This window comes from Paenibacillus sp. FSL H8-0168, assembly GCF_038592955.1.
Taxonomy (GTDB): Bacteria; Bacillota; Bacilli; order Paenibacillales; family Paenibacillaceae; genus Paenibacillus; species Paenibacillus polymyxa_B.
The window spans coordinates 1,321,628-1,342,729 of the sequence record NZ_CP151948.1; the positions used below are offsets into that span (position 1 = coordinate 1,321,628).

Genomic DNA, 21,102 nt, shown 5'->3' on the forward strand with positions numbered 1-21,102 from the left:
ATAACTATGACTGCTTTAACAGAGACTCAATTACGTATTTGTGCTTATGCTTGTATTACCCGCTATGATCGGGGAGAAGGTAATATAGCAGCTATCATTGGAAGCTACGCTTTAGATGAAAAACAACGTAAACAAGTGAAGGAAATGATTTTATCCCATCGTTCTGATCTGGTATTGGATAACGTAGAGGAATCGTCATCTATGGAGGTTTCCAGTGCACAGCGAGAACCGGTTAAATGGTATAGCTCTATTTTTCGTAAAAAAACGGTATAGAGCAGAGAGCAAAAATGTCTGTGCTCAAAGGAGGAGCGAGCATGTATGAAAGAATGGATCTGATTATAATGGGTTTCTCCAAGCTGAAAATGAACAGACAAAGCAATCCTTTTATAACGATTCAATTTGATCAGGGGGTAGAACTGGGGATGGTGAGTATGGATGGATATTGACGAAAAAAAAGAATCTGTTATCCAAGATGTAACGGATGATTTTAGTAAACGAATGTTCAGTTCGCGGGGACCGGAGCTATTTTCCTATCTTCCTGCCTATTACGAAGCATCCCGTGTTATGCACGTCGATATGGATGCAAAGGGTAGCGAACTAGATGCTCTATACCTTGCGCTAGATGATACGTTAGCCCAGTTTTTTGTTCGCACCGCCACTTGGGGGCTTGAACGCTGGGAAATGGAGTTGAGTATCCCGATCTATTTGGAAAAGCCACTGGAACAGAGGCGATCCGTTGTGGAGTCAAAACTTCGTGGGAGTGGCAAATTTTCAGGGGATTTAATACGGAAAATCATGAGCTCATTTGGTGTCGATGGGGAAGTAGATTTTTATCCGGCTGAGTACAAGTTTGGTATAAGCTTTGAAAATAGAATCCCTGAAAATATGATTGATTTCAAAAAGATCATCGAGGATATTAAGCCTGCTCATCTTGCTTTTTATATGAATAACAAAACTAGGCTTGAATTTCTTCATGAGAATGAAATGGTTTCTCGTATTCGATTACGTTCAAGAGTTCGCTTTTTTGGTGGGAAGCCATGGTATTTAGATGGTGTCGAATTACTGAACGGAATAGCTTCTTTGTCCGGGTGGACAGAGGAACCTATGCGCTATTTAAACCGTACAAAAATGGTCATCAAGCATCGAATGGATCATCATCAGGAAGGCAGAATGATAATTCGAGACCATTATTGGAAGTTAGATGGATGTATGAAGCTGGACGGTAGTCAGATGTTAAGCTCAACCGAGAAAGTCATTTCAATCTAAACCAATATAACTTTTATTTTTAAGATAGAAAGGATGGTAAGTATGGTAGAACAAGTTTTGACAGTTACGACTGCATATGCAAGGGAACAAATGGCTCGTGCCCGTGCCGAGGGAGGAACGCTGACAAAAGTAGTAAAAATGGCGTTTGGTAGCGGCGGTGTGGATCAAGCAGGGAAGCCACTGCCTTTGGATGGAACAGAACAGGTGTTGAAAAAGGAACTGGTTCAAAAGGATATTACGAGCTTTGAATTTATTGCTCCTGCAACAATTCGTTATACTTGCTCACTGGCAGAAAATGAATTGGTGGGTGAGACGATTAATGAGCTGGCTTTGGTAGATTCAGCGGAGAAGCTGACGGCCATCCGTACAATGAGCAACAAGATCAAAGATAGTGATATGGAGTTTGTTTTTGAAATTGAAGACATCTATTAAGGAGGATGAAGAAGTATGAGCATACAACAGCCACGCAGATTTGTTACTACCGACCAAGGACATGCGGACGTCCTGAATGGACCGATTGATACCCTTTATGCTAACGATCAGGAATTGGCCGCACAGGTTGAAAATATCAAAAAGGACCCGGCTGGAAACGGGGTTGCTTCTAAGGAAGCGTTAGACAATCATGCCAGCAATACAGATTTCCACGTTACGGCAGCTAAGCAAGCGGCATGGAGTGCAGCAGAGGGGAATGCCAAGAAGTATACAGATCAGTACGCTGCTTCTAAGCAACATAGTCATCTAGCATCGGATTTGCCTTCAGCATCAACACAGGCGAGGGGGATTGTGCAGCTTAATACATCTACTGGAAGCACATCCATAGATCAGGCAGCTACTCCGAGCGCGGTAAAGGCAGCTAATGATCGAGCGAATGAAGCTTACAGTCGGGCAGACCAGGCTTTTACACAAGCCAGTGATCTTAAATCAAAGGTCGCTAACGCTATCACTGGCAAAGGCGGCAGCGCCAACTCTGGTATGACCGGAGATCAGTTAGCGGAAGCAATAAGTGGATTATCTACCAAAAAATCTGCAAGCGGGAATTTTAATGGTCAGGTATCCGCAACATCTACGAATCCCTTGTTATCGTTAGCAGTCTCAGGATTGTCGTTTACACCTAGCATCGTATTGGTTAACATATCAATTTCCAGTAGTACTAGTGATTATAACGGTTATATTAGCAATCTTGCAGGTATTCGCACTTATAGAGGTGCAGATGCTTCTGTTTCTTATTCAGGAGTACCGGGTGGGTTTAATCTTAATATCAGTGCAACCGTTTATATATCTAACAATGTTAAAATACAAGCTTATCAATGGTATGCTTTCGAATAAGGACAGAGCTAAGTAACAACTAAATGATGCCACACAGAGCGTGTTTTTATATGCCCTTGGATCAGTCCAAGGGCATTCATTTTACACCTTGGTTCAGAAGGGGGAACAAACATGCATGAAAAGATCGATCAGATTTGGCTGGGGTTTTCCACGGGGACCTTGATCGGTTATTTTTTTGGGGGGTGGACCACAATGTTGACGTTGCTGTGGTGGATGGTCGTGATCGACTTTTTCACCGGATGGGCAGCGGCCTGGATTAATGGGGAGCTAAAAAGCCGCCAGGGGTATTACGGTATTTTCCGCAAGGTTACCGTGTTTTTGCTCATTACGGTAGCTCATCTAATCGACGGTATTCTCGGGGATGCACATTACTTCCGGGATGCCGTCGTTTTCTTTTATTTAGCGAACGAGCTGTTGTCCATTATTGAAAATGTGGGCAGAATGGGAGTGCCGATGCCGGATATTTTGCGGAATGCGGTAGCTATTTTTGAGTCCAAGTCGAGTGGAGAAAAAATAAAGCCAACCGACCCTTCCGACAAAGAAAATAAAGCTTCATAAAGTGCCACCGATGGCCACTACAAAATAGGCAGATTACCTTTTTGCCCTTTTTTCGGTGTAAAAGTGGAAAAGCCCAGACCGTATGGATGGTCCAAGCATATGGATAACAGAGACAGAGTGAGCTACAACATTATGAATGATAAGGAGGGAACGCCTTATGCAGAATCGCAGCCCTAACGCTGCCGAAGGCATTGACGTGTCCCGATATCAGGGAACAATTGATTGGAAGCGTGTACGAGCCGATGGTATATCGTTTGCCTTTATTAAAGCGAGTCAAGGACAGCGTTACGTCGATCCGACATTTATCACGAATGCAAAAGGGATCAAGACAGCCGGGATTCTCCTGGGAGCTTACCATTTTGTAGATGCAACTAGTGTAAATGCAGCAAAAGCGGAAGCCAGGCATTTCGCCGAGGTGCTGGATCAGGTGGGTGGTGCGAAAGCGCTGGACTTGCCAGCGGTAATGGATTACGAAAATAATCCGGGAGGGCTTAGCTCGGCCGTGATTCATGAGGTTGCGTTGGCATTTTTAACAGAATTTGAACGGGTAAGCGGCCGTAAGCCGATGGTATATACAGGGAATGCTTTTGCTGCCCATTTCAAAGCGCCATTGGGTAGTTATAAGCTGTGGATTGCACGTTATAGTACACGGGTGCCCGGCGACACCACAGCATGGAAGCGCTGGGACTTTTGGCAATACAGCGATAGTGGACGGGTTGATGGAATTCAAGGGCCGGTTGACCTGAATGTATACGCCGGAACAGAGGCCGAGCTACGCCAAGCATTTGCAGGAGAAAAGGGGGATGAGCCAATGACAGCAGAGGAAAAAGCGGCATTTAAGGCCCTGCAGCAGCAGGTCGCCGCCCTTGAAAACAGCAAAGATGTGCTCAAACAAACATTGAATGAACAAAGCGCTTATATTAAAAAAGTGGACCAGCGGGTAGCTGAACTGGAGGCGCGTCAGGCTATGCCTGTACCGGCCTGGGCGAAGGAAGCGATGGCTGCCGCTGTTGCAGTTAATCCGGCAAGCCCGATTGTGGATGCGAAACTGCCAAGCAGTTACGATTTTTATCGCTTACTGGTCGTACTGAACCGTCTGGATGTGTTTAAAAAAAATAAATGACCTTTTGCAAATCATATGCCCGGAAAGGATTATTTTCATGTGAACCAAGCCATACACCTGAAACGTAAATTGACAGGCGGTTCAAAGGCAACCGCCTGCACTTATTGTAAAGTAATGTTCTTCATGATTTCTACATAAGCTGAACTCGAACGCTTTAAAAGTGTGAATCATTGGGTGAAAATGCAGCATGTCTACCAGCCCGATCGAGCTGTAAAGGCCCCTGTCTGTTTGTTTATTTCAGAACATACCTGGGAATTAGGATATAAAGGATGGGAATTGTATTGTAAGGGGGAAATGTTCACGCATAAAGTGCCTGGCGACCATTTCTCTATTGTAAAAGGAGCCCAAGCCGTGACTGTAGGTTTGGTGCTGAATACATTTTTGAGGTAAGATCATGCTCCTGATTGGAGGTTGAAGACTCCAAGCAGGAGTATTTATTTGATATGATTGTGTAAATTGGTTTGTAATATTAATTGACATGATGTATAAAAACATATGGTAATGTATGAAAAACCCCCTTGTCTGCTTCCAGATTTTATAGTAAAGTATCCAATAATCAACTTTGTTTGAGCATAATATTCACTGTTTGTGAGTATATATCACACTTTCACCACGACCTGACATACTCCTCTTTCTATTTATTACATCACATCTATTCATTACCCTATATCCTCTCTTACACCACTAGATTATGAACACTTCTGTCCTACTACACCTATTTGATGAACTCGGAATTTGGGACCACAGCTTGAGGACAAGCTTGTCATGTCAATCTAAAGGAATTGGCATTCATCCGGTATCAACGAATTAACAATATATAAGGTGTGAAAGGGGTTTGCTGCATGAGCAAAAAGTATGCGAAACACAAAATCTGGACCGTTCTGCTGGTGCTTGCGCTAGGAGCTGTTTTGGCGCTTTCCGGTTGTGGGGGATCAGGTGAAGGAGCAAAGCCAGAGGCAGGGAAAACACCAAGCGGAGCAGGAGAGGGCGTGCAGGACACGCTCATTTATGGACGCGGCGGAGATTCCGTGGCGCTAGATCCTGCCATTGTGACTGAAAGCGAGTCGCTAAAAATCGGATTGCAAGTGTTCGACACACTGCTGGAATATAAGGAAAATACAACGGAGATCCAACCGGGGCTTGCAGAGAGCTGGGAAGTATCACCGGATGGACTGGTCTATACGTTCAAGCTGCGTCAGGGTGTGAAATTCCATGACGGAAGTGACTTTAACGCAGAAGCGGTTGTGTTTAACTTTGACCGCTGGGCTGATCCGAAAAGTCCATACAAATTTGAAGGTGACTCGTTTGACTATTATGATTCTATGTTCGGTCCTGAAGGAAGTAGGGTGATTAAGGAGGTTAAAGCGGTAGATGCGAACAGTGTCCAATTTACACTAAACAAGCCGCAGGCGCCGTTTTTACAAAATATCGCTATGCCATCCTTTAGTATTTCAAGTCCCAAGGCTATTCAGGAGAAAAAGGCTGCTTTCAAGAGTAATCCGGTCGGCACGGGGCCTTTTGTATTTAAGGAATGGAAACGGAACGATACCATCACGCTGGAGAAAAATCCAAACTATTGGAAAGAGGGGCAGCCGAAGCTGGCTAAGATCATTGTTCGTTCCATACCCGACAATACCGCACGATTTAATGCTCTGCAAAACGGGGAAATTGATCTGATGGAGGATTTGAACCCGGATGATGCAAAGCAGTTAGACGGCAATAGCGAATTGGTGAAAATTGAACGTCCCTCCTTTAATGTGGCGTACATTGGCTTTAATTTAAAGAAAAAAACATTCAATAATCCCAAGGTGCGGCAGGCACTGAATCACGCAGTGAACAAGCAGGCTATTATTGATGCATTGTTTGCAGGGCAGGCTAAGCCTGCGGTCAATCCGATGCCACCTACGTTATGGGGGTACAACGATAGTATTCAGGACTACGCCTATGATCTGGATAAGGCTAAATCTTTGCTGGCGGAAGCGGGCTTTCCTAACGGGCTTCCCGAGCCTTTAACCTTCTATGCAATGCCCGTATCTCGTCCTTATATGCCTGACGGCAAAAAGGTGGCAGAGGCCATTCAAGCCGATTTTGAAAAAATAGGCGTCAAAGTAAACATCCAATCCCCGGAATGGGCTACGTATCTGGATGATGTTAAGGCGGGGAAAAAGGATGATCTGTATATGCTGGGATGGAACGGGGATAATGGTGACCCGGATAATTTCCTTTATACATTGCTGGACAAGGATACGATCCCAGGCAATAACCGTAGTTTTTATGTGAATGAGGAACTCCACAAAATATTGGTGAAGGCGCAGGTTGAGGTCGATCAGGACAAGCGTGCGGAACTGTATAAACAAGCACAAGTGATTATTAAACAGGATGCCCCGTGGATTCCATTGGTTCACAGCACACCGCTGATGGCAGGTAAAGCGAACCTCAAGGGTTTTGTACCTTCTCCGGCAGGTATGGAAGCGTACGGAAATATTTATTTTGAATAGCCCAAACGCAAGTAGGCGGTGAATAGGATATGAACTCATATATTGTGAAAAGACTGGCTATATTGATTCCTGTATTACTGGGCATGACGCTCATCGTATTTTCGATTATTCATGCCATTCCGGGAGATCCAGCGGAAACCATACTAGGAGACAAGGCTACAGAACAGTCCAAGCAGGCGCTACGCGAGCAATTGGGGCTGAATAAGCCGTGGTTACAGCAATATGGGACCTATTTAGGTGAGTTGGCACAAGGGGACTTGGGCGATTCCATTCGCACCAAGCAGCCGATTGCCCGGGAAATGGTCCCTTATCTGGCGGCTACGCTGGAGTTGACAGTAGCAAGCATGTTTTTTGCCGTTGTAGTCGGAATGAATGCCGGCATCGTGAGTGCCTGGAAGCGAAATTCCTGGTTTGACTATGTGAGCATGGTCATTGCACTGGTCGGAGTATCGATGCCGATTTTTTGGCTGGGCTTGATGGAGCAGTGGATCTTTGCGAATAAACTGCATTGGCTTCCTTCCATCGGACGCATGAATTCCCGTGATCCGGTGGAAGCTGTGACACATTTAGCCGTGATTGATGCGTTCATAGGTGGGCGTATGGATCAGGTGTGGACCGTCATCAAGCATTTGATCCTGCCCAGTATCGCACTTGGAACGATTCCAATGGCGGTCATTGCGCGCATTACCCGTTCCAGCATGCTGGAGGTTATGGATGCGGACTATATCCGTACGGCTCGGGCGAAGGGGCTGGCATCTTTTCAAGTCGTGTACAAACATGCGCTTAAAAATGCTGCGATCCCCGTACTTACTGTCATCGGTCTTCAGACTGGATCACTACTGGGAGGCGCGGTACTGACAGAAACCATTTTTGCCTGGCCTGGCATCGGACGGTACATTTTTGAAGCGATCAGCTCGCGTGACTATCCGGTTATCCAAAGCGGAATTCTGATCATAGCGTTCCTGTTCGTCATCATTAATCTGATTGTCGATTTGCTGTACGCGGTGCTCGACCGGCGTATCCGTTATCAGTAATCAAGTCGTCAATTGTTCAAGGGGGAGCTTGTCCGATGTCACAATTTTCAATGGAACCCAACAACATACCGACGACACGCAGCACATTGGCGCATTTGCCTGTCGTGACTGGCCCTTGGAGAGACGCATGGAGGGCTTTCCGTCACAATAAAATGGCGTTCGTCGGCCTGAGCATTATTATCTTCTTTGTCATCATTGCTTTGATCGCGCCGTGGATTGCTCCTTTTGACTATAAAGAGCAAAACTTGGTGAGCCGTTTGCAGCCTCCTTCTGCGGAGCATTGGTTCGGTACGGATGATCTCGGTCGAGATTTACTGACTCGCACGCTGTATGGAGCCAGAATCTCGTTGTGGGTCGGTTTCTTGTCTGTTATTGGTTCAATGATTGTAGGAACAGCCTTAGGTTTAATCGCAGGATTTTACGGAAAATGGGCAGATATGGCCATTTCGCGGCTATTCGACATTTTACTGGCATTTCCGGGGATTTTGCTGGCCATTGCTATTGTGGCCATTTTAGGGCCTTCATTGGAAAATGCGTTGTACGCCATTGCCATTGTCAATGTGCCAACGTATGGACGGTTAGTTCGCTCTAAGGTGCTGAGTGTCAAAACGGAGGAGTATATCACTTCTGCTAGAGCGCTTGGAGCCAATAATACACGAATCATCCTCCGCTATATTTTGCCTAACAGCCTGACACCAATCATCGTACAGGGAACGTTGGGGATCGGAACGGCCATCATTGAAGCGGCAGCGCTTGGATTTCTGGGCTTGGGTGCACAACCTCCTGAGCCAGAGTGGGGTAAAATGTTGTCCGATTCGCGGCAATATATCCAGAACGCGCCGTGGACAGTTATTTTTCCGGGGGTATCTATCATGCTGACCGTATTGGGATTTAACCTGATGGGAGACGGCCTGCGGGATGTATTGGACCCGAGGGCAAAGCGTTAGAGCAAAAGTGGTGAGGTATATAAAGTTGAGTAAGAGGTGTTCTCTGGCCTGAAGCAAATGGCTGGGAGAACACCTTTTTTATATGACTTTTTTTGTATTGGAGTAGAAAGCACCATCCGACTGCGTAGTGGCGCTAAAAGTAACTTTTACAGCTGAAAGTCATGTGAGCTTTCCTGAGGCGCGAAAAAAATGTATAATCACTCCAATTGAGTACGTAGGGAGTGGGCTTTATGACATGGCAGGACAAGAGAGAGCATCGGCAATTTGCGGAACAGACACGAAGCGACGCTTCACGGGCCGCATATGAACGGGACTACTCCCGTTTGATCCATTCACCGACTTTCCGGCGGTTGCAGGGTAAATCACAGGTGTTTGGCGCAGGCACGGGCGATTATTACCGCACACGACTGACGCATTCTTTGGAGGTAGCGCAAATTGCGCGTGAAGCATCACGAAGCTTGCTGCGCCGCCATCCCGAAGTAGAGCTGGAACAGGCAGATAACGCAGGACTGATCATTGACCCTGAGGTGGTAGAATGTGCTTCCATTGCACATGACTTTGGGCATCCACCGTTCGGACACAAGGGAGAAGAGGTGCTGGACGGGATTTTGGATCAACTGATTGAAACAAAGGTAGAAAAGATATCCTCCGCCGGAGGCTTCACACCGGAGTCCAAGCGTGGACAGGAGGCCTATGCGCGTGAGCGACAAATTTATGAGCATTTTGAAGGGAACGCGCACAATTTCCGACTGATTATGTTTTTGGAGAAGCGTGAGAACGTGGATGGTTTGAATTTGTCGGACGCTGTGTTACTGGGGATCAACAAATACCCATACCCGGGGATTCTGAACAAAAAAGGGTTGTACCTGCATGAGTGGGAATACATACGTTCTATCCGCGAGGATTGGGGTATCCCTGATGGTAAAAAGACGCTAGAAGCCCAGCTTATGGACCTGTGCGACGATATCGCTTATTCTGCGCATGATCTGGAGGATGGGATTAAAGCTGGGAAAATCGAGGTGCACGAGCATTTCTTGTATGATCCGTATTTAATTCGTCTGATTACGGAGAAAATCACCACGTTGGAGGATAGCTTCTGGCAAGGCTGGCAACTGGCTCAGATTGAGCAGAAGGTAGCGGCTGTGCTGAGCGAATTTTTGAAGGTGTGGAATGGCAAGATGCCGATGTGTGAACACGATTATTCCCGTACCCGCCGTGAAGTGAAGGCATACTGGGTCAGCCTGTTTGTCAGCAGCTTGGGTGTAATTGATGATGGAAATTGGAAAAAGGTGACCTTCGTACGGGATGGAAGCGAAGATTTGGATATGCTGCGCACTGTAAGTGTGTTGAAAAGCTTTGCTTGGGTTACGATGATCCGCGATCTGCGCGTACAGCGACTGCAAAAACGGAGTGAGTGGATGCTCAGACGGCTGTGGCTGGCTTTTCTGGACCCAGAAACGTCCAAATCTATTATTCCAAGCGACTGGCTCCAGCGCTATGAGCGCGACCAAGCCAAGGCGAAACCGATCTGGACATGGGAGCATATGGTCATAGACTATATTGCAGGCATGACCGATGCTTTTGCTGAAAAAATCTATAATGAGTTATACGGCCTGAAGGTGGGTTCCATTTATGATCTGGACTGACCTTTAATTTACCCCTATATAGTAGAAGGAACTGGTTTGTAATGGATAGCAGGAGGGAGGAATGTGCCTATGCAATCTCGGCCTTTATCTATAAAAAGGTTGAATCTCGGTGTGCTCGATATGGTACCGTTGCTGCCCGGTAACCGCCCGGAGCAGGCGGTTCGACGAGCTGGTGAACTAGCGAGACAGGCAGAAGCATGGGGATATACACGCTACTGGACCTCGGAGCACCATGATATGGAGGGGCTGGCTTCCTCCAGCCCGGAAGTGCTACTGTCTCATATCGGGGCGGTGACGAAGACAATCAAACTGGGTGCGGGTGCTATTTTGCTTCCGCATTATAGTCCAGTCAAGGTCGCGGAATGGTTTCATCTGCTGGCCGCTCTATATCCTGGCAGAGTGGAATTGGGCCTGGGGAGAGCACCTGGTGGGGGACCTCATGCTTCGATGGCACTGAGCGGTAATTTTCTTCAACATGTGGCGGAGCTGCCACAGACGATGGAAGCTCTATTGGCTTTGCTGGAAGGTACTTACGAATATGAACAGGTGCCTGTGTTTGCCCGGCCGATGCCTGAACAGCCGCCAGCAGTGTGGATGCTAGGTACAAACCGAAAAAGTGCCGAATATGCCGCCCAGTATTCAACAGGCTATGTATTCGGTCAGTTTATGAGTGAACAGCAAACGGAAGAAATGCTAAGCATTTACCGCTCCAGCTTTCAGCCATCCAACCGGATGGACAAGCCACGTACCATGGTGGCTGTAGGAGCAGTATGTGCCTTGACGAATGAACTGGCGCAGCAATGGGCTGCTCAGATTTCATTGGGCGACCCGGCAATGCGAGCCAGCTGGCTAGTGGGAACGCCGTCGGATATTGCCGAACGGTTACGCGGCTTGCAGATTAAATATGATAATGATGAGTTTCTGTTGGTCACACCGATTCCCGATTATGAGCAGCGGCTTCACTCCTACCGTCTAATAGCGGAGGCTGTAAATTCTAGCCTTGATTCCAAATGAAAAGAGATATGACATGAATAAACAGAAAACGAATATCGAAGAAATGAAACCAAGCTACATATATACCTATGCGTGTCATGAAACAGAGCGTGAGTTGTGTCTTATGGAATTGAAATGCTTGTTCGGTCAGCCGCCCGTACAGGATTCCATCCTGTTGTCCCATCGGCGGCTGGAGCCGGGTACCAGCCCGTTTATTCATCTTCGGCTGGATGTAATGACAGATGCGGGAACACTGGAAGAGCTATGCGAAGCAGCCTCTATGTTACAACTTGAGGAAGGAAAGACTTTCAAGGTGTTGTGCCTTAAAGAAGGTGACCATGAGGCCGACTACGACGAGCGGCGCGGGATCGAACGGCGAATGGGTGCACGCATTCATGGCCAGGCGCAAATGAAGACACCGGATATCACCCTTGGTGTTATTCGGATAGGAGAACGGTGGCTACTGGGCACGTGTCAGTATAGCGACAGATCGTGGCAGGAGCGTCGTCAGAAGCCGCAAAATTATTCTACTGGACTACCCGTTCTGGTAGCTAGGGCACTTGTGAATTTGGCAGCAACTGATCTAACAGCCGCAAAGGGAGAGTCAGGCTCATTGAAACTGCTAGACCCGTGTTGTGGTATGGGCAATGTAATGATTGAGGCATTGAACATGGGGAAGGATATTCGCGGTTGTGACATCAACCCGTTGGCGGTGCGTGGGGCACGAGTGAATTTGCGTCATTTTGGATATGAAGAAGATCTAGTGAAGCTCGGGGATATGAATATGCTCGAAGGCACATACGATGCGGCCATATTGGATATGCCCTATAACCTGTGCTCCGTGCTCCCGGCTGATGAACAAAAGAAGATGCTGCGCAGTCTGAGACGCTTGGCCGCGCGGGCAGTGGTCGTGAGCACGGAGCCGATGGAAACATTGTTATCCGAGTCAGGCTGGACCCTTACGGAGCAATGCCGCATACATAAGACAGGTATGAGTCGGGAAATCTGGATCTGTAAGTAGTGTATTAATACTGAGTTTTGTAGTTAACCAAATTCAGCGGTAACTCCTGATCAGCGGCATAGGCATTCAAATTAGTAAGAAAAATATCCACCGCCCGTTCGGCATATCGGTCCGTATCGCCTGCACTATGCGGTGTGATCAAGACATGGTCCAGACTCCATAGCGGATGTGAAGCAGGTAGCGGTTCTTCCTCGAATACATCCAGTCCGGCAAAGGCAATATGCTTTTGTTCCAAAGAGCGTACAAGCGCATCCGTATGAACGGTGCCACCGCGACCTACATTAATGAAGAAGGCACCCTTACGCATAGCTGCAAATGCTTTTTCGTCAAAGAAGTGATGGGTTTCCTCGGTGAATGGCAATATATTTACCACGATATCCGCTGCTCCCAATGCTTCGTGTAGTTGTTCGTTAGTATACATGTGCTCTACATGGGGAGCTTCCTTGCCAGAACGGCGGACTCCGATCACCCGCATGCCAAAGGCTTCTGCAATCCGCGCTGTTTCCCGGCCAATTTCGCCAACGCCTGTAATCAGCAGCGTTTTACCACGTAATTCCGTCAGTTGGCCTTTCGGTGGCTGCCATGTTTTCTGACGTTGCAAGAGAGCTGCTTGCTGTAAATAACGTGTATGCGATAGCAGCATTCCAAAGATCTGCTCTGTAATTGGAATTGCATGCACCCCACTCGTATTCGTGAGTAAAATGTTACGCTTTTCCAATTCGGTAAGCGGGAGTTTATCAATCCCAGCCGACCAGGTTTGTATCCACTTCAGCTTGCTGTCTGGATGTAAGGCCTCCTCGGCAATATGCTTGGACCAGCCTAGAATAACCTCGGCCTCACGGATTTGTTTAGACTCCAATTCCTGAGCTTTGCCAATAATCAACTCGTAGCCCGGAACCGTTGCACGAACTTGTTTTTTTTGCTCTTCCGTAAGTTGATGTAAGCTTAAAATGTTTCCCATAGTTCATAGCCTCCTCGATTTTTGATTCCTTGGAGTTTCCAATATATTCTGGCGAACCATCCTTTCAAGAATAACAGATTGCCGAAAAAATTGCATAAGGAGGGTAAAAACGAGCTCGCAGTGTCACTATATATAACAACAAATGGCTTTACCCTGATCAGGGACAATCCAAACAGCTACTTTTTGAGATATCCACAAATATCAATTAGGAAAGGAGGTATAGGTTGATGAAAAATGAATCGCAAAGACTTTTTACAGCTATTGCTCTCCCGAATGAGCATAAGAAGAAGTTACATTATTGGGTGGAGCAGGATTTAAAAGACCTGACTTTTCGCAAATGGAGTGATTTCAGAGATTACCACGTGACACTTCAGTTTTTGGGTGATGTGGAGACCTCGGTTATACCGAAACTTGAGCAGGTTTTAGTTCAAGCTGCAGCTGAGCATGACCCGTTCACACTCGGCATTGGAGAAGCAGGTTTTTTTGGCCGTAAAGAATTTCCGCGTGTACTGTGGAGGGGAGTGACCGGGCAGCGTGATTCACTGGATCAACTGTACCAGTCCATACTCCAGGCTACCGAACCGCTGGGTTTTAAACCCGAGGAGCGACCTTATCGACCTCATATCACCCTAGCACGTTCGTACACAGGAGAACAGCCTATTCCACCGTCTATTTGGCAGCCAAATGACCGATGCAGCGAGCCATGGGAAGTGGGAGAATTTGTTTTATATGCAACCCGAATGGGTCAAAAACCAATGTACCAAATAATTCAAACATTCCCATTAATGAGGTGAAAGCCTTGATCTATCAGCGAATTTAGTGATATAGTGTTTCAGCGTTATTCAAAAAGCGCATTTTAGGTTACATATCTGAGGAATGTGCTTATAGTTAACGGGAGGAACATTATGGAAATTGTTAAAGAACATCGTTGGTTTGCACCTCTATTGAGTGTGCTGCTTGTTTGTATATTGGGGATAGGCCTCTACGCTGAGGTTCAGCAAACACAGAAAAATCATAAAAATACACCTATGCAATCTCTGAGCTGGTCAGGGAACTCTTCGTCTCCTACATATGGCGACAGGATGGGGACCCATAACGGGTCAAACAGGACAAGCCCCATCTTTGTCGCTACTCATGGGCAGTCAAGCTGGAAAGAAATCATGCCGACTCCGTTACCCGCTTCCCAGATGAAGCAGGCGGAACAAGCTCGGAATAACGTTGCTACAGGCAAGAAAAATCCTGAGGTCCAGCATAGCAAGTCCGCAATCCTAACCCCTCCTACAACCATCTACTTTACGAAGACAAAAATGCTCACGCAGGATGACAAGGCGTTGTCTACCTGGAGCTATCCTGTCTCCGCTAAAGAACTGCTCCTGCTGCAAAAAATAGTGATGGCAGAAGCAGAAGGCGAACCGTACGAAGGCAAAGTGGCAGTTGCCAACGTTGTCTTAAACCGGCTGCGGTCAGCCCCATTTCCCGATACGATTCAGGCAGTGATTTATCAAAAAGCGCAATTTAGTCCGGTCGCGAACGGGCGTCTTCGTCGTGTTCAGCCCAACCAGGACAGCATCCGTGCGGTTACTGCTGCTTTGAACGGCCATAAAGCCGTGCCTGATAACACCTGTTTTTTCCTGTCGCTTACGTTGGCCCAGGACCTTACGGTTCATCATTCGCGTACGAAGGTGAAAACTATCGGTCATCATACTTTCTACAAATAACAGCCCTTTCTAAACAATAGGGTTCAGCTTTGTGAACGAATTTTAGGGTACAGGTGAAGCCAGTATGCAAAAGAGGTATAATAGGTAAAGGAAAGTAACCAAAATAATGAAAGTGACAAAGGAGGCGTAGATGATATGAAAATCACATATTATGGACATTCAGTTGTACTGGTAGAGGCAGAGGGGAAACGGATTATTATTGATCCTTTTTTGACGGGAAATCCTAAAGCAACCGTACAGGCGGAGGATATTCAGGTGGATGCCGTGTTGTTGACACACGGTCATGCCGATCATTTTGGAGATGCTGTTGAAATTGCCAAGCGCAATGATTGTCCAGTAATCGCGGTCGCGGAACTGGCCGAATATTGTTCATCCTTGGGGGCCAAAGCTCATGGTATGAATCTGGGTGGAGGTCACCACTTTGACGGTTTCCATGTGAAATTCACGCTTGCATTCCACAGCTCATCTTTGACGGTGGACGGGCAAACCATTTACATGGGAGAGCCGGCAGGGATCTTATTGACCATGGGAGGCCAAACCTTTTTCCATGCAGGGGATACTGGCCTGTTTGGCGATATGCGTCTCATTGGCGAAACTAACTCCATCGATGCTGCGGTATTGCCTATCGGAGATGGTTATACGATGGGACCGGAGGATGCACTGCTGGCAGCAAAGTGGCTGCGTGCAAGCCGCGTAATACCGGTGCATTACAATACGTTCCCGGGTATTGAGCAGGACGGAGACGGCTTCTGTGATCGTCTGCACAAAGAAGGTATTGAAGGGAAAGCATTGAAGCCCGGCGAAAGTCTCGAATTTTAATACGGATATCTAATTTACGGGAATATACTTGATGGTCTATAAACTCATCAAATCTCCTTTGTCAGCCTTTTCTGTTCCTTAGAGGAATAGGAAAGGCTGTTTTTTAAAAGTGAATATTTATACATAAAAATGAGATATTTTTGCATTGATACGTTGAAGCTGTAATGTAAAAGATTTATTATCACAATCATAAAAACTTTGAATTGCTAACATGATAGGTCAATGATAAAATGATAGAACTAATTAGATTCATCAGTGGAATCGACGTATTTTTCAAGTCAAGCCATTGCATAATTATTGAAAAACATACGCATTCGGCGGACCGTACCGCCTTGAATACGTCACATGTTTTGTCCCCCATTCCTCGTAGTTGTTCTTTGAGTTACCTCTTGTCGCCACTGTCTTCTATTCGGCCGCCTGTATTTCAGGCCAGCATGACTTTATAACAGAAAGGTTGCGTTCCATGAGACAGACAGGTTTACCACCCAAACAGGGACTATATGATCCCCAATTCGAAAAAGACGCCTGCGGCATGGGCTTTGTTGCCCACATCAAGGGAAAACCATCGCACGATATTGTAAGTCAGGCTTTGACCATGCTCGTGAATATGGAGCATCGGGGCGGTCAGGGAAGTGAACCAAACTCCGGTGACGGAGCAGGGATTATGATTCAGGTCCCTCATCTGTTTTTTCAAGAGGAAGCGGAGCGATTGGGCTTTAAATTGCCAAAGGCCGGACATTATGGCGTGGGTATGCTTTTTGTATCCAATGATCCAAAAGTTCGTGAAGTGCATGAGCAGAAGCTAAGAGATATCATCGTGGACGAAGGTCAAAATTGTTTGGGTTTTCGCGATGTTCCAACTTATGACGAAATGCTGGGTAAATCGGCAAAAGCAGCTAAACCAGGCGTGCGTCAGGTATTCATCGGTCGCAGTAGCGATTTGAAGGAAGAGCTGGACTTCGAACGGAAACTGTATGTCATTCGCAAACGTGCAGAGCTTGCTATTCGCTATAACCAAGAGGATGAGAACGGTGAGTCGTTCTATATTCCAAGTTTGTCATGTCGCAAGGTTGTATACAAAGGAATGCTCACAACCGAGCAGGTAGGCAAATTTTATCTGGATTTGCAGGATGAGCGGGTGACATCGGCGATCGCGCTGGTCCATTCCCGTTTTAGCACGAATACGTTCCCGAGCTGGGACCGTGCGCATCCTTATCGTTTTATGATTCACAACGGCGAAATTAATACTATGCGCGGCAACGTGAACTGGATGCATGCTCGCCAGGCGCAGTTTGAAAGCGAAGCGTTTGGCGGAGATATCAAGAAGGTAAAACCAGTCATTAACCCAGATGGCTCAGATACAGCCATGTTTGATAATACGCTGGAGTTTCTGTATCTGAGCGGACGATCCCTTCCTCATGTAGCCATGATGATGGTGCCGGAGCCTTGGAATAAGCATGAAACCATGGACCCGAAGAAGCGGGCATTTTATGAATATCACAGCACCATGATGGAGCCGTGGGACGGACCTGCTGCGATGGCGTTTACAGATGGTATCCAAATCGGGGCGATTCTCGACCGTAACGGTCTGCGTCCTGCACGTTACTATGTGACCAAGGACGATCTGATCGCACTGTCTTCAGAGGCGGGCGTATTGGATATTGCTCCTGAAAATGTGCTCTATAAGGATCGTCTCCGTCCGGGTCGTATGCTGCTGGTTGATACTCAAGAAGGCCGTATCGTTTCTGACGAAGAGTTAAAGGAACGTATTGCTTCCGAGGAACCTTATCAGCAATGGCTGGATGAGCACTTGGTTGATCTGGATGAGCTGCCGGAAGCACTGGAACAGCCGGAGCCTAAACATGAAAATGTAAATCAGCTTCAGCTCGCTTTTGGATATACGTTTGAAGAACTGCGCAAAATTCTAGAGCCGATGGCACTTACAGGTGCAGAACCGATTGGCTCAATGGGGTACGATGCACCATTGGCGGTGCTGTCTGACCGTCCGCAACGTTTGTACAATTACTTTAAACAAATGTTTGCCCAAGTCACGAACCCACCGATTGACGCCATTCGTGAGGAGATTGTAACGTCAACCGCAACTACGATTGGGCCAGAGCGCAATTTACTGCATCCAGAACCGGAAAGCTGTCGTCAGATTCGTTTGGATTCGCCGGTGCTGTCGAATGAGGAGTTTGCTAAAATTCGCCACGTACACCGTCCTGGCTTCAAATCGATGACAATTCCGATCTTCTTTGAAGCGAAGGAAGGCGCTGAGGGCTTACGCAAGGCGCTGGAAGGATTGTTTGAGGCGGCTGACCGTGTCATTGACAAAGGTCATAACATCCTGATTTTGTCCGACCGTGGAGTGGATGCGGAAAATGCGGCCATTCCGGCGTTGCTAGCTGTTTCCAGCCTGCATCACCATCTGATTAAGCAGGGTACACGCACACGTGTGAGCATTTTGCTGGAGTCCGGGGAGCCAAGGGATATTCACCATTATGCGGTGCTGCTTGGCTACGGTGTGAGCGCGGTTAATCCGTATCTGGCTTTTGAAACGCTGGATGTCATGATTCAGCAGGGCTTGTTGCGCGGCATCTCGCACGAAAAGGCAGTTAAAAATTATATTAAAGCGGCAACGAAGGGTGTCGTTAAAATATTGTCCAAAATGGGTATTTCCACGATTCAGTCGTACCGTGGAGCACAAATTTTTGAGGCTGTAGGTCTGAAGCAGGATTTTGTTGACCGTTATTTCACCTGGACACCTTCCCGCATTGGCGGTATTGGTCTGGAGGAAGTGACTACGGAAGCGCTGGTTCATCATAACCGTGCTTTCACTGACAAGGACGGCAACGACAAAGTGCTGGATTCGGGCGGCGACTATCAATGGCGTAACGATGGGGAAGAGCATTTGTTTAACCCGCAAACGGTGCATTTGCTCCAGCAGTCGGTACGCTCGGGAGACTACGAGCTTTACAAGAAGTACGCCAAGCTGGTACAGGGTGAATCTGAACAGTATTTGACGATTCGCTCCATGCTTCAATTGAAGCCTGCTGGTGAGCCTGTGCCGCTGGATGAAGTGGAATCCGCTGCATCCATTATGCGTCGCTTCAAGACAGGAGCCATGTCCTTTGGTTCGATCAGTCAGGAAGCGCATGAAGATATGGCGATTGCGATGAATCGGATCGGGGGCAAGAGCAATACGGGTGAAGGTGGGGAGAACCCTGCACGTTTCATACCGGATGCCAATGGCGATTCTCGTCGCAGTTCGATTAAGCAGGTAGCGTCGGGCCGATTCGGTGTAACATCGAATTACTTGGTGAATGCCGACGAAATTCAGATCAAAATGGCGCAAGGCGCTAAGCCGGGCGAAGGTGGACAACTGCCAGGACGTAAGGTATACCCTTGGGTCGCTGAGGTACGTGGTTCTACGCCTGGAGTAGGTTTGATTTCACCACCGCCGCATCACGATATTTATTCTATCGAGGATTTGGCAGAGCTCATCTATGATCTCAAAAACGCTAATCCGCGTGCTGACATTAACGTGAAACTGGTGTCAGAAGTAGGCGTAGGCACGATTGCTACAGGGGTAGCAAAAGGCCGTGCTGACATTATTCTGGTCAGCGGTTACGACGGTGGTACAGGCGCTTCCCCGCAAGGCTCCATCCGCCATGCGGGTATGCCCTGGGAGCTGGGCCTGGCGGAGACGCATCAGACGCTGATGCTAAACAACCTGCGCGACCGCGTAGTATTGGAGACAGACGGCAAGATGCTGTCTGGCCGCGATTTGGTAGTAGCTGCCCTGTTGGGCGCGGAAGAATACGGCTTCTCTACAGCGCCGCTCGTAGCGTTGGGCTGTATTATGATGCGGGTATGCCAAATGGATACATGTCCGGTTGGTGTGGCTACGCAGAATCCGGAGCTACGCAAAAATTATATGGGCGATCCTGCCCATGTGGTGAATTTTATGCGTTTCATCGCAGAAGATGTCCGTGAAATTATGGCGGAATTGGGCTTCCGTACGATTCAGGAAATGATTGGACGTACGGATTGTCTGGATACCGTGAACGCCGATTCGCACTGGAAGAAGAAGGGCGTAGACCTGAGCTTGCTGTTGCATGTTCCTGAGTTGGAAGAAGGTAGTGTACGTTACCGCGTACAACGCCAAAATCACGGTCTGGAAGAAACACTCGACATGCAACAGCTCGTACCGATGGCTGCGGAAGCGCTGGAGAACGGAACGCCTGTTGAGGGTACCTTACCTATTACAAACGTGAATCGGGCGGTAGGAACGATTCTGGGCAGCGAGGTCACCCGTAAGTATGGAGCGGCGGGTCTGCCTGAGGATACGATTCGCTTTAACTTTATTGGATCGGCAGGTCAGAGCTTCGGGGCATTTATTCCGAAAGGCATCACGCTGAGCGTGGAAGGCGATAGCAATGACTATGTCGGTAAAGGGCTATCTGGCGGTAAGGTTATTGTGAAAAAGTCTCACAAAGCGACCTTTAAGGCAGAAGAAAACATTATTATCGGAAATACAGCCTTGTATGGAGCGACCAGCGGTGAAGCTTACATTAGCGGAATCGCAGGCGAGCGCTTTGCCGTTCGGAACTCCGGCGCACGTATTGTAGTTGAGGGCGTTGGTGATCATGGTTGCGAATATATGACGGGCGGACGTGTAGCTGTATTGGGTGGAACCGGACGGAATTTTGGAGCCGGAATGTCCGGTGGTATTGCCTATGTCTATGACCCTGAGGGGACGTTCCTGAGCCGTTGTAATCTGGAAATGGTGTTGCTGGAAGGTGTGGAAGATCCTGCAGAAGCAGCGGATTTGCGCGGCTTGATTCAACGTCATGTCACTTACACGGGTAGTGAAGCGGGACAACGTATTTTGGATGATTGGCAGACTGCGATTCAGCAGTTTGTACGAGTGATTCCAAAGGATTACAAGCGTATGGTTGAACAGATCCAAAAAGAAGAGGCAACTGGTTTGAGCGGAGATGAAGCTCTGTTGGCAGCATTTGAAGCCAATATGCGTGAATTGGCGCGTGCCGGGGGTTAAAATGTAGACTACCAAATTTACTAAAAAAGGACTCGCTGAATACCGCTGTTATAATCACGGTGGTACCAGCAAGTCTTTTTTAGGTTACTAAAATGTGATTTATTTCCTTGACAAACGTCATAAATTCTGA

Annotated in this window: 18 protein-coding genes; 17 read left to right on the plus strand and 1 reads right to left on the minus strand. The window is 47.5% G+C overall.

From position 1 onward, the window contains the following. Nucleotides 1-6 precede the first annotated feature (6 nt). The 13 genes from MHI21_RS06050 to MHI21_RS06110 all read left to right on the plus strand — a co-directional run bounded on the left by MHI21_RS06050 (nucleotide 7) and on the right by MHI21_RS06110 (nucleotide 12,412). Nucleotides 7-273 carry a hypothetical protein gene (locus MHI21_RS06050; protein WP_341162067.1) on the plus strand — a complete coding sequence of 89 codons (267 nt, stop codon included), beginning with the start codon at nucleotides 7-9 and terminating at the stop codon, nucleotides 271-273. Nucleotides 274-314: 41 nt separating this feature from the next. Next, nucleotides 315-446, plus strand: coding sequence for a hypothetical protein (locus MHI21_RS06055; RefSeq protein WP_341162066.1), 132 nt, complete (start codon nucleotides 315-317; stop codon nucleotides 444-446). Next, nucleotides 436-1,266 carry a putative phage tail protein gene (locus MHI21_RS06060; protein WP_341162065.1) on the plus strand — a complete coding sequence of 277 codons (831 nt, stop codon included), beginning with the start codon at nucleotides 436-438 and terminating at the stop codon, nucleotides 1,264-1,266. The genes MHI21_RS06055 and MHI21_RS06060 overlap by 11 nt, the downstream gene beginning before the upstream one ends. Before the next feature lie 42 nt (nucleotides 1,267-1,308). Further along, nucleotides 1,309-1,698, plus strand: a complete 390-nt coding sequence (locus tag MHI21_RS06065) for a phage tail protein (protein ID WP_235307581.1) — start codon at nucleotides 1,309-1,311, stop codon at nucleotides 1,696-1,698. Between the two features lie 15 nt (nucleotides 1,699-1,713). Beyond that, nucleotides 1,714-2,592: a phage tail protein gene (locus MHI21_RS06070; protein WP_342419656.1), complete on the plus strand. Its 879-nt coding sequence runs from the start codon at nucleotides 1,714-1,716 to the stop codon at nucleotides 2,590-2,592. 111 nt (nucleotides 2,593-2,703) lie between these two features. Beyond that, the gene (locus MHI21_RS06075; protein ID WP_040101929.1) at nucleotides 2,704-3,150 is read left to right on the plus strand and encodes a phage holin family protein; all 447 of its coding nucleotides are present in this window, start codon (nucleotides 2,704-2,706) and stop codon (nucleotides 3,148-3,150) included. Between the two features lie 157 nt (nucleotides 3,151-3,307). After that, nucleotides 3,308-4,273, plus strand: a complete 966-nt coding sequence (locus MHI21_RS06080) for a glycoside hydrolase family 25 protein (protein ID WP_342419657.1) — start codon at nucleotides 3,308-3,310, stop codon at nucleotides 4,271-4,273. An 842-nt stretch (nucleotides 4,274-5,115) separates the two neighbouring features. Further along, nucleotides 5,116-6,771 (plus strand): ABC transporter substrate-binding protein, encoded by a 1,656-nt coding sequence (locus MHI21_RS06085; protein WP_322173317.1) that lies wholly within the window; start codon nucleotides 5,116-5,118, stop codon nucleotides 6,769-6,771. 29 nt (nucleotides 6,772-6,800) lie between these two features. Next, complete coding sequence (locus MHI21_RS06090; RefSeq protein ID WP_069291317.1) at nucleotides 6,801-7,805, plus strand: ABC transporter permease; 1,005 nt, start codon at nucleotides 6,801-6,803, stop codon at nucleotides 7,803-7,805. 35 nt (nucleotides 7,806-7,840) lie between these two features. Then, nucleotides 7,841-8,752, plus strand: a complete 912-nt coding sequence (gene nikC / locus MHI21_RS06095) for a nickel transporter permease (protein ID WP_025720529.1) — start codon at nucleotides 7,841-7,843, stop codon at nucleotides 8,750-8,752. A 230-nt stretch (nucleotides 8,753-8,982) separates the two neighbouring features. After that, the gene (gene dgt / locus MHI21_RS06100) at nucleotides 8,983-10,398 is read left to right on the plus strand and encodes a dGTP triphosphohydrolase (RefSeq protein ID WP_061830290.1); all 1,416 of its coding nucleotides are present in this window, start codon (nucleotides 8,983-8,985) and stop codon (nucleotides 10,396-10,398) included. A gap of 69 nt (nucleotides 10,399-10,467) precedes the next feature. Further along, nucleotides 10,468-11,412, plus strand: a complete 945-nt coding sequence (locus tag MHI21_RS06105; protein WP_341163704.1) for an MsnO8 family LLM class oxidoreductase — start codon at nucleotides 10,468-10,470, stop codon at nucleotides 11,410-11,412. 13 nt (nucleotides 11,413-11,425) lie between these two features. After that, nucleotides 11,426-12,412 carry a methyltransferase domain-containing protein gene (locus tag MHI21_RS06110; RefSeq protein ID WP_342419658.1) on the plus strand — a complete coding sequence of 329 codons (987 nt, stop codon included), beginning with the start codon at nucleotides 11,426-11,428 and terminating at the stop codon, nucleotides 12,410-12,412. 4 nt (nucleotides 12,413-12,416) lie between these two features. Here MHI21_RS06110 and MHI21_RS06115 read toward each other — a convergent pair whose 3' ends face one another. After that, complete coding sequence (locus MHI21_RS06115; protein WP_342419659.1) at nucleotides 12,417-13,373, minus strand: D-2-hydroxyacid dehydrogenase; 957 nt, start codon at nucleotides 13,371-13,373, stop codon at nucleotides 12,417-12,419. Nucleotides 13,374-13,600: 227 nt separating this feature from the next. Between MHI21_RS06115 and thpR the strand changes: the two genes are divergently transcribed. From thpR to gltB, 4 genes are all read left to right on the plus strand, one after another. Then, the gene (gene thpR / locus MHI21_RS06120; RefSeq protein ID WP_342419660.1) at nucleotides 13,601-14,167 is read left to right on the plus strand and encodes an RNA 2',3'-cyclic phosphodiesterase; all 567 of its coding nucleotides are present in this window, start codon (nucleotides 13,601-13,603) and stop codon (nucleotides 14,165-14,167) included. Nucleotides 14,168-14,278: 111 nt separating this feature from the next. After that, nucleotides 14,279-15,091, plus strand: coding sequence for a cell wall hydrolase (locus MHI21_RS06125; protein ID WP_342419661.1), 813 nt, complete (start codon nucleotides 14,279-14,281; stop codon nucleotides 15,089-15,091). Between the two features lie 135 nt (nucleotides 15,092-15,226). Continuing rightward, nucleotides 15,227-15,910 carry a metal-dependent hydrolase gene (locus MHI21_RS06130; protein WP_029516186.1) on the plus strand — a complete coding sequence of 228 codons (684 nt, stop codon included), beginning with the start codon at nucleotides 15,227-15,229 and terminating at the stop codon, nucleotides 15,908-15,910. A gap of 463 nt (nucleotides 15,911-16,373) precedes the next feature. After that, nucleotides 16,374-20,972 (plus strand): glutamate synthase large subunit, encoded by a 4,599-nt coding sequence (gltB, locus tag MHI21_RS06135; RefSeq protein WP_341162057.1) that lies wholly within the window; start codon nucleotides 16,374-16,376, stop codon nucleotides 20,970-20,972. Nucleotides 20,973-21,102: the final 130 nt, after the last annotated feature.

What these genes read in the sequence shown, in the direction of transcription:
- MHI21_RS06050 (WP_341162067.1), top strand. Translation starts at nt 7, where the DNA reads ATGACTGCTTTAACAGAGACTCAATTACGTATTTGTGCTTATGCTTGT.
- MHI21_RS06055 (WP_341162066.1), top strand. Translation starts at nt 315, where the DNA reads ATGTATGAAAGAATGGATCTGATTATAATGGGTTTCTCCAAGCTGAAA.
- MHI21_RS06060 (WP_341162065.1), top strand. Translation starts at nt 436, where the DNA reads ATGGATATTGACGAAAAAAAAGAATCTGTTATCCAAGATGTAACGGAT.
- MHI21_RS06065 (WP_235307581.1), top strand. Translation starts at nt 1,309, where the DNA reads ATGGTAGAACAAGTTTTGACAGTTACGACTGCATATGCAAGGGAACAA.
- MHI21_RS06070 (WP_342419656.1), top strand. Translation starts at nt 1,714, where the DNA reads ATGAGCATACAACAGCCACGCAGATTTGTTACTACCGACCAAGGACAT.
- MHI21_RS06075 (WP_040101929.1), top strand. Translation starts at nt 2,704, where the DNA reads ATGCATGAAAAGATCGATCAGATTTGGCTGGGGTTTTCCACGGGGACC.
- MHI21_RS06080 (WP_342419657.1), top strand. Translation starts at nt 3,308, where the DNA reads ATGCAGAATCGCAGCCCTAACGCTGCCGAAGGCATTGACGTGTCCCGA.
- MHI21_RS06085 (WP_322173317.1), top strand. Translation starts at nt 5,116, where the DNA reads ATGAGCAAAAAGTATGCGAAACACAAAATCTGGACCGTTCTGCTGGTG.
- MHI21_RS06090 (WP_069291317.1), top strand. Translation starts at nt 6,801, where the DNA reads ATGAACTCATATATTGTGAAAAGACTGGCTATATTGATTCCTGTATTA.
- nikC (WP_025720529.1), top strand. Translation starts at nt 7,841, where the DNA reads ATGTCACAATTTTCAATGGAACCCAACAACATACCGACGACACGCAGC.
- dgt (WP_061830290.1), top strand. Translation starts at nt 8,983, where the DNA reads ATGACATGGCAGGACAAGAGAGAGCATCGGCAATTTGCGGAACAGACA.
- MHI21_RS06105 (WP_341163704.1), top strand. Translation starts at nt 10,468, where the DNA reads ATGCAATCTCGGCCTTTATCTATAAAAAGGTTGAATCTCGGTGTGCTC.
- MHI21_RS06110 (WP_342419658.1), top strand. Translation starts at nt 11,426, where the DNA reads ATGAATAAACAGAAAACGAATATCGAAGAAATGAAACCAAGCTACATA.
- MHI21_RS06115 (WP_342419659.1), bottom strand. Translation starts at nt 13,373, where the DNA reads ATGGGAAACATTTTAAGCTTACATCAACTTACGGAAGAGCAAAAAAAA.
- thpR (WP_342419660.1), top strand. Translation starts at nt 13,601, where the DNA reads ATGAAAAATGAATCGCAAAGACTTTTTACAGCTATTGCTCTCCCGAAT.
- MHI21_RS06125 (WP_342419661.1), top strand. Translation starts at nt 14,279, where the DNA reads ATGGAAATTGTTAAAGAACATCGTTGGTTTGCACCTCTATTGAGTGTG.
- MHI21_RS06130 (WP_029516186.1), top strand. Translation starts at nt 15,227, where the DNA reads ATGAAAATCACATATTATGGACATTCAGTTGTACTGGTAGAGGCAGAG.
- gltB (WP_341162057.1), top strand. Translation starts at nt 16,374, where the DNA reads ATGAGACAGACAGGTTTACCACCCAAACAGGGACTATATGATCCCCAA.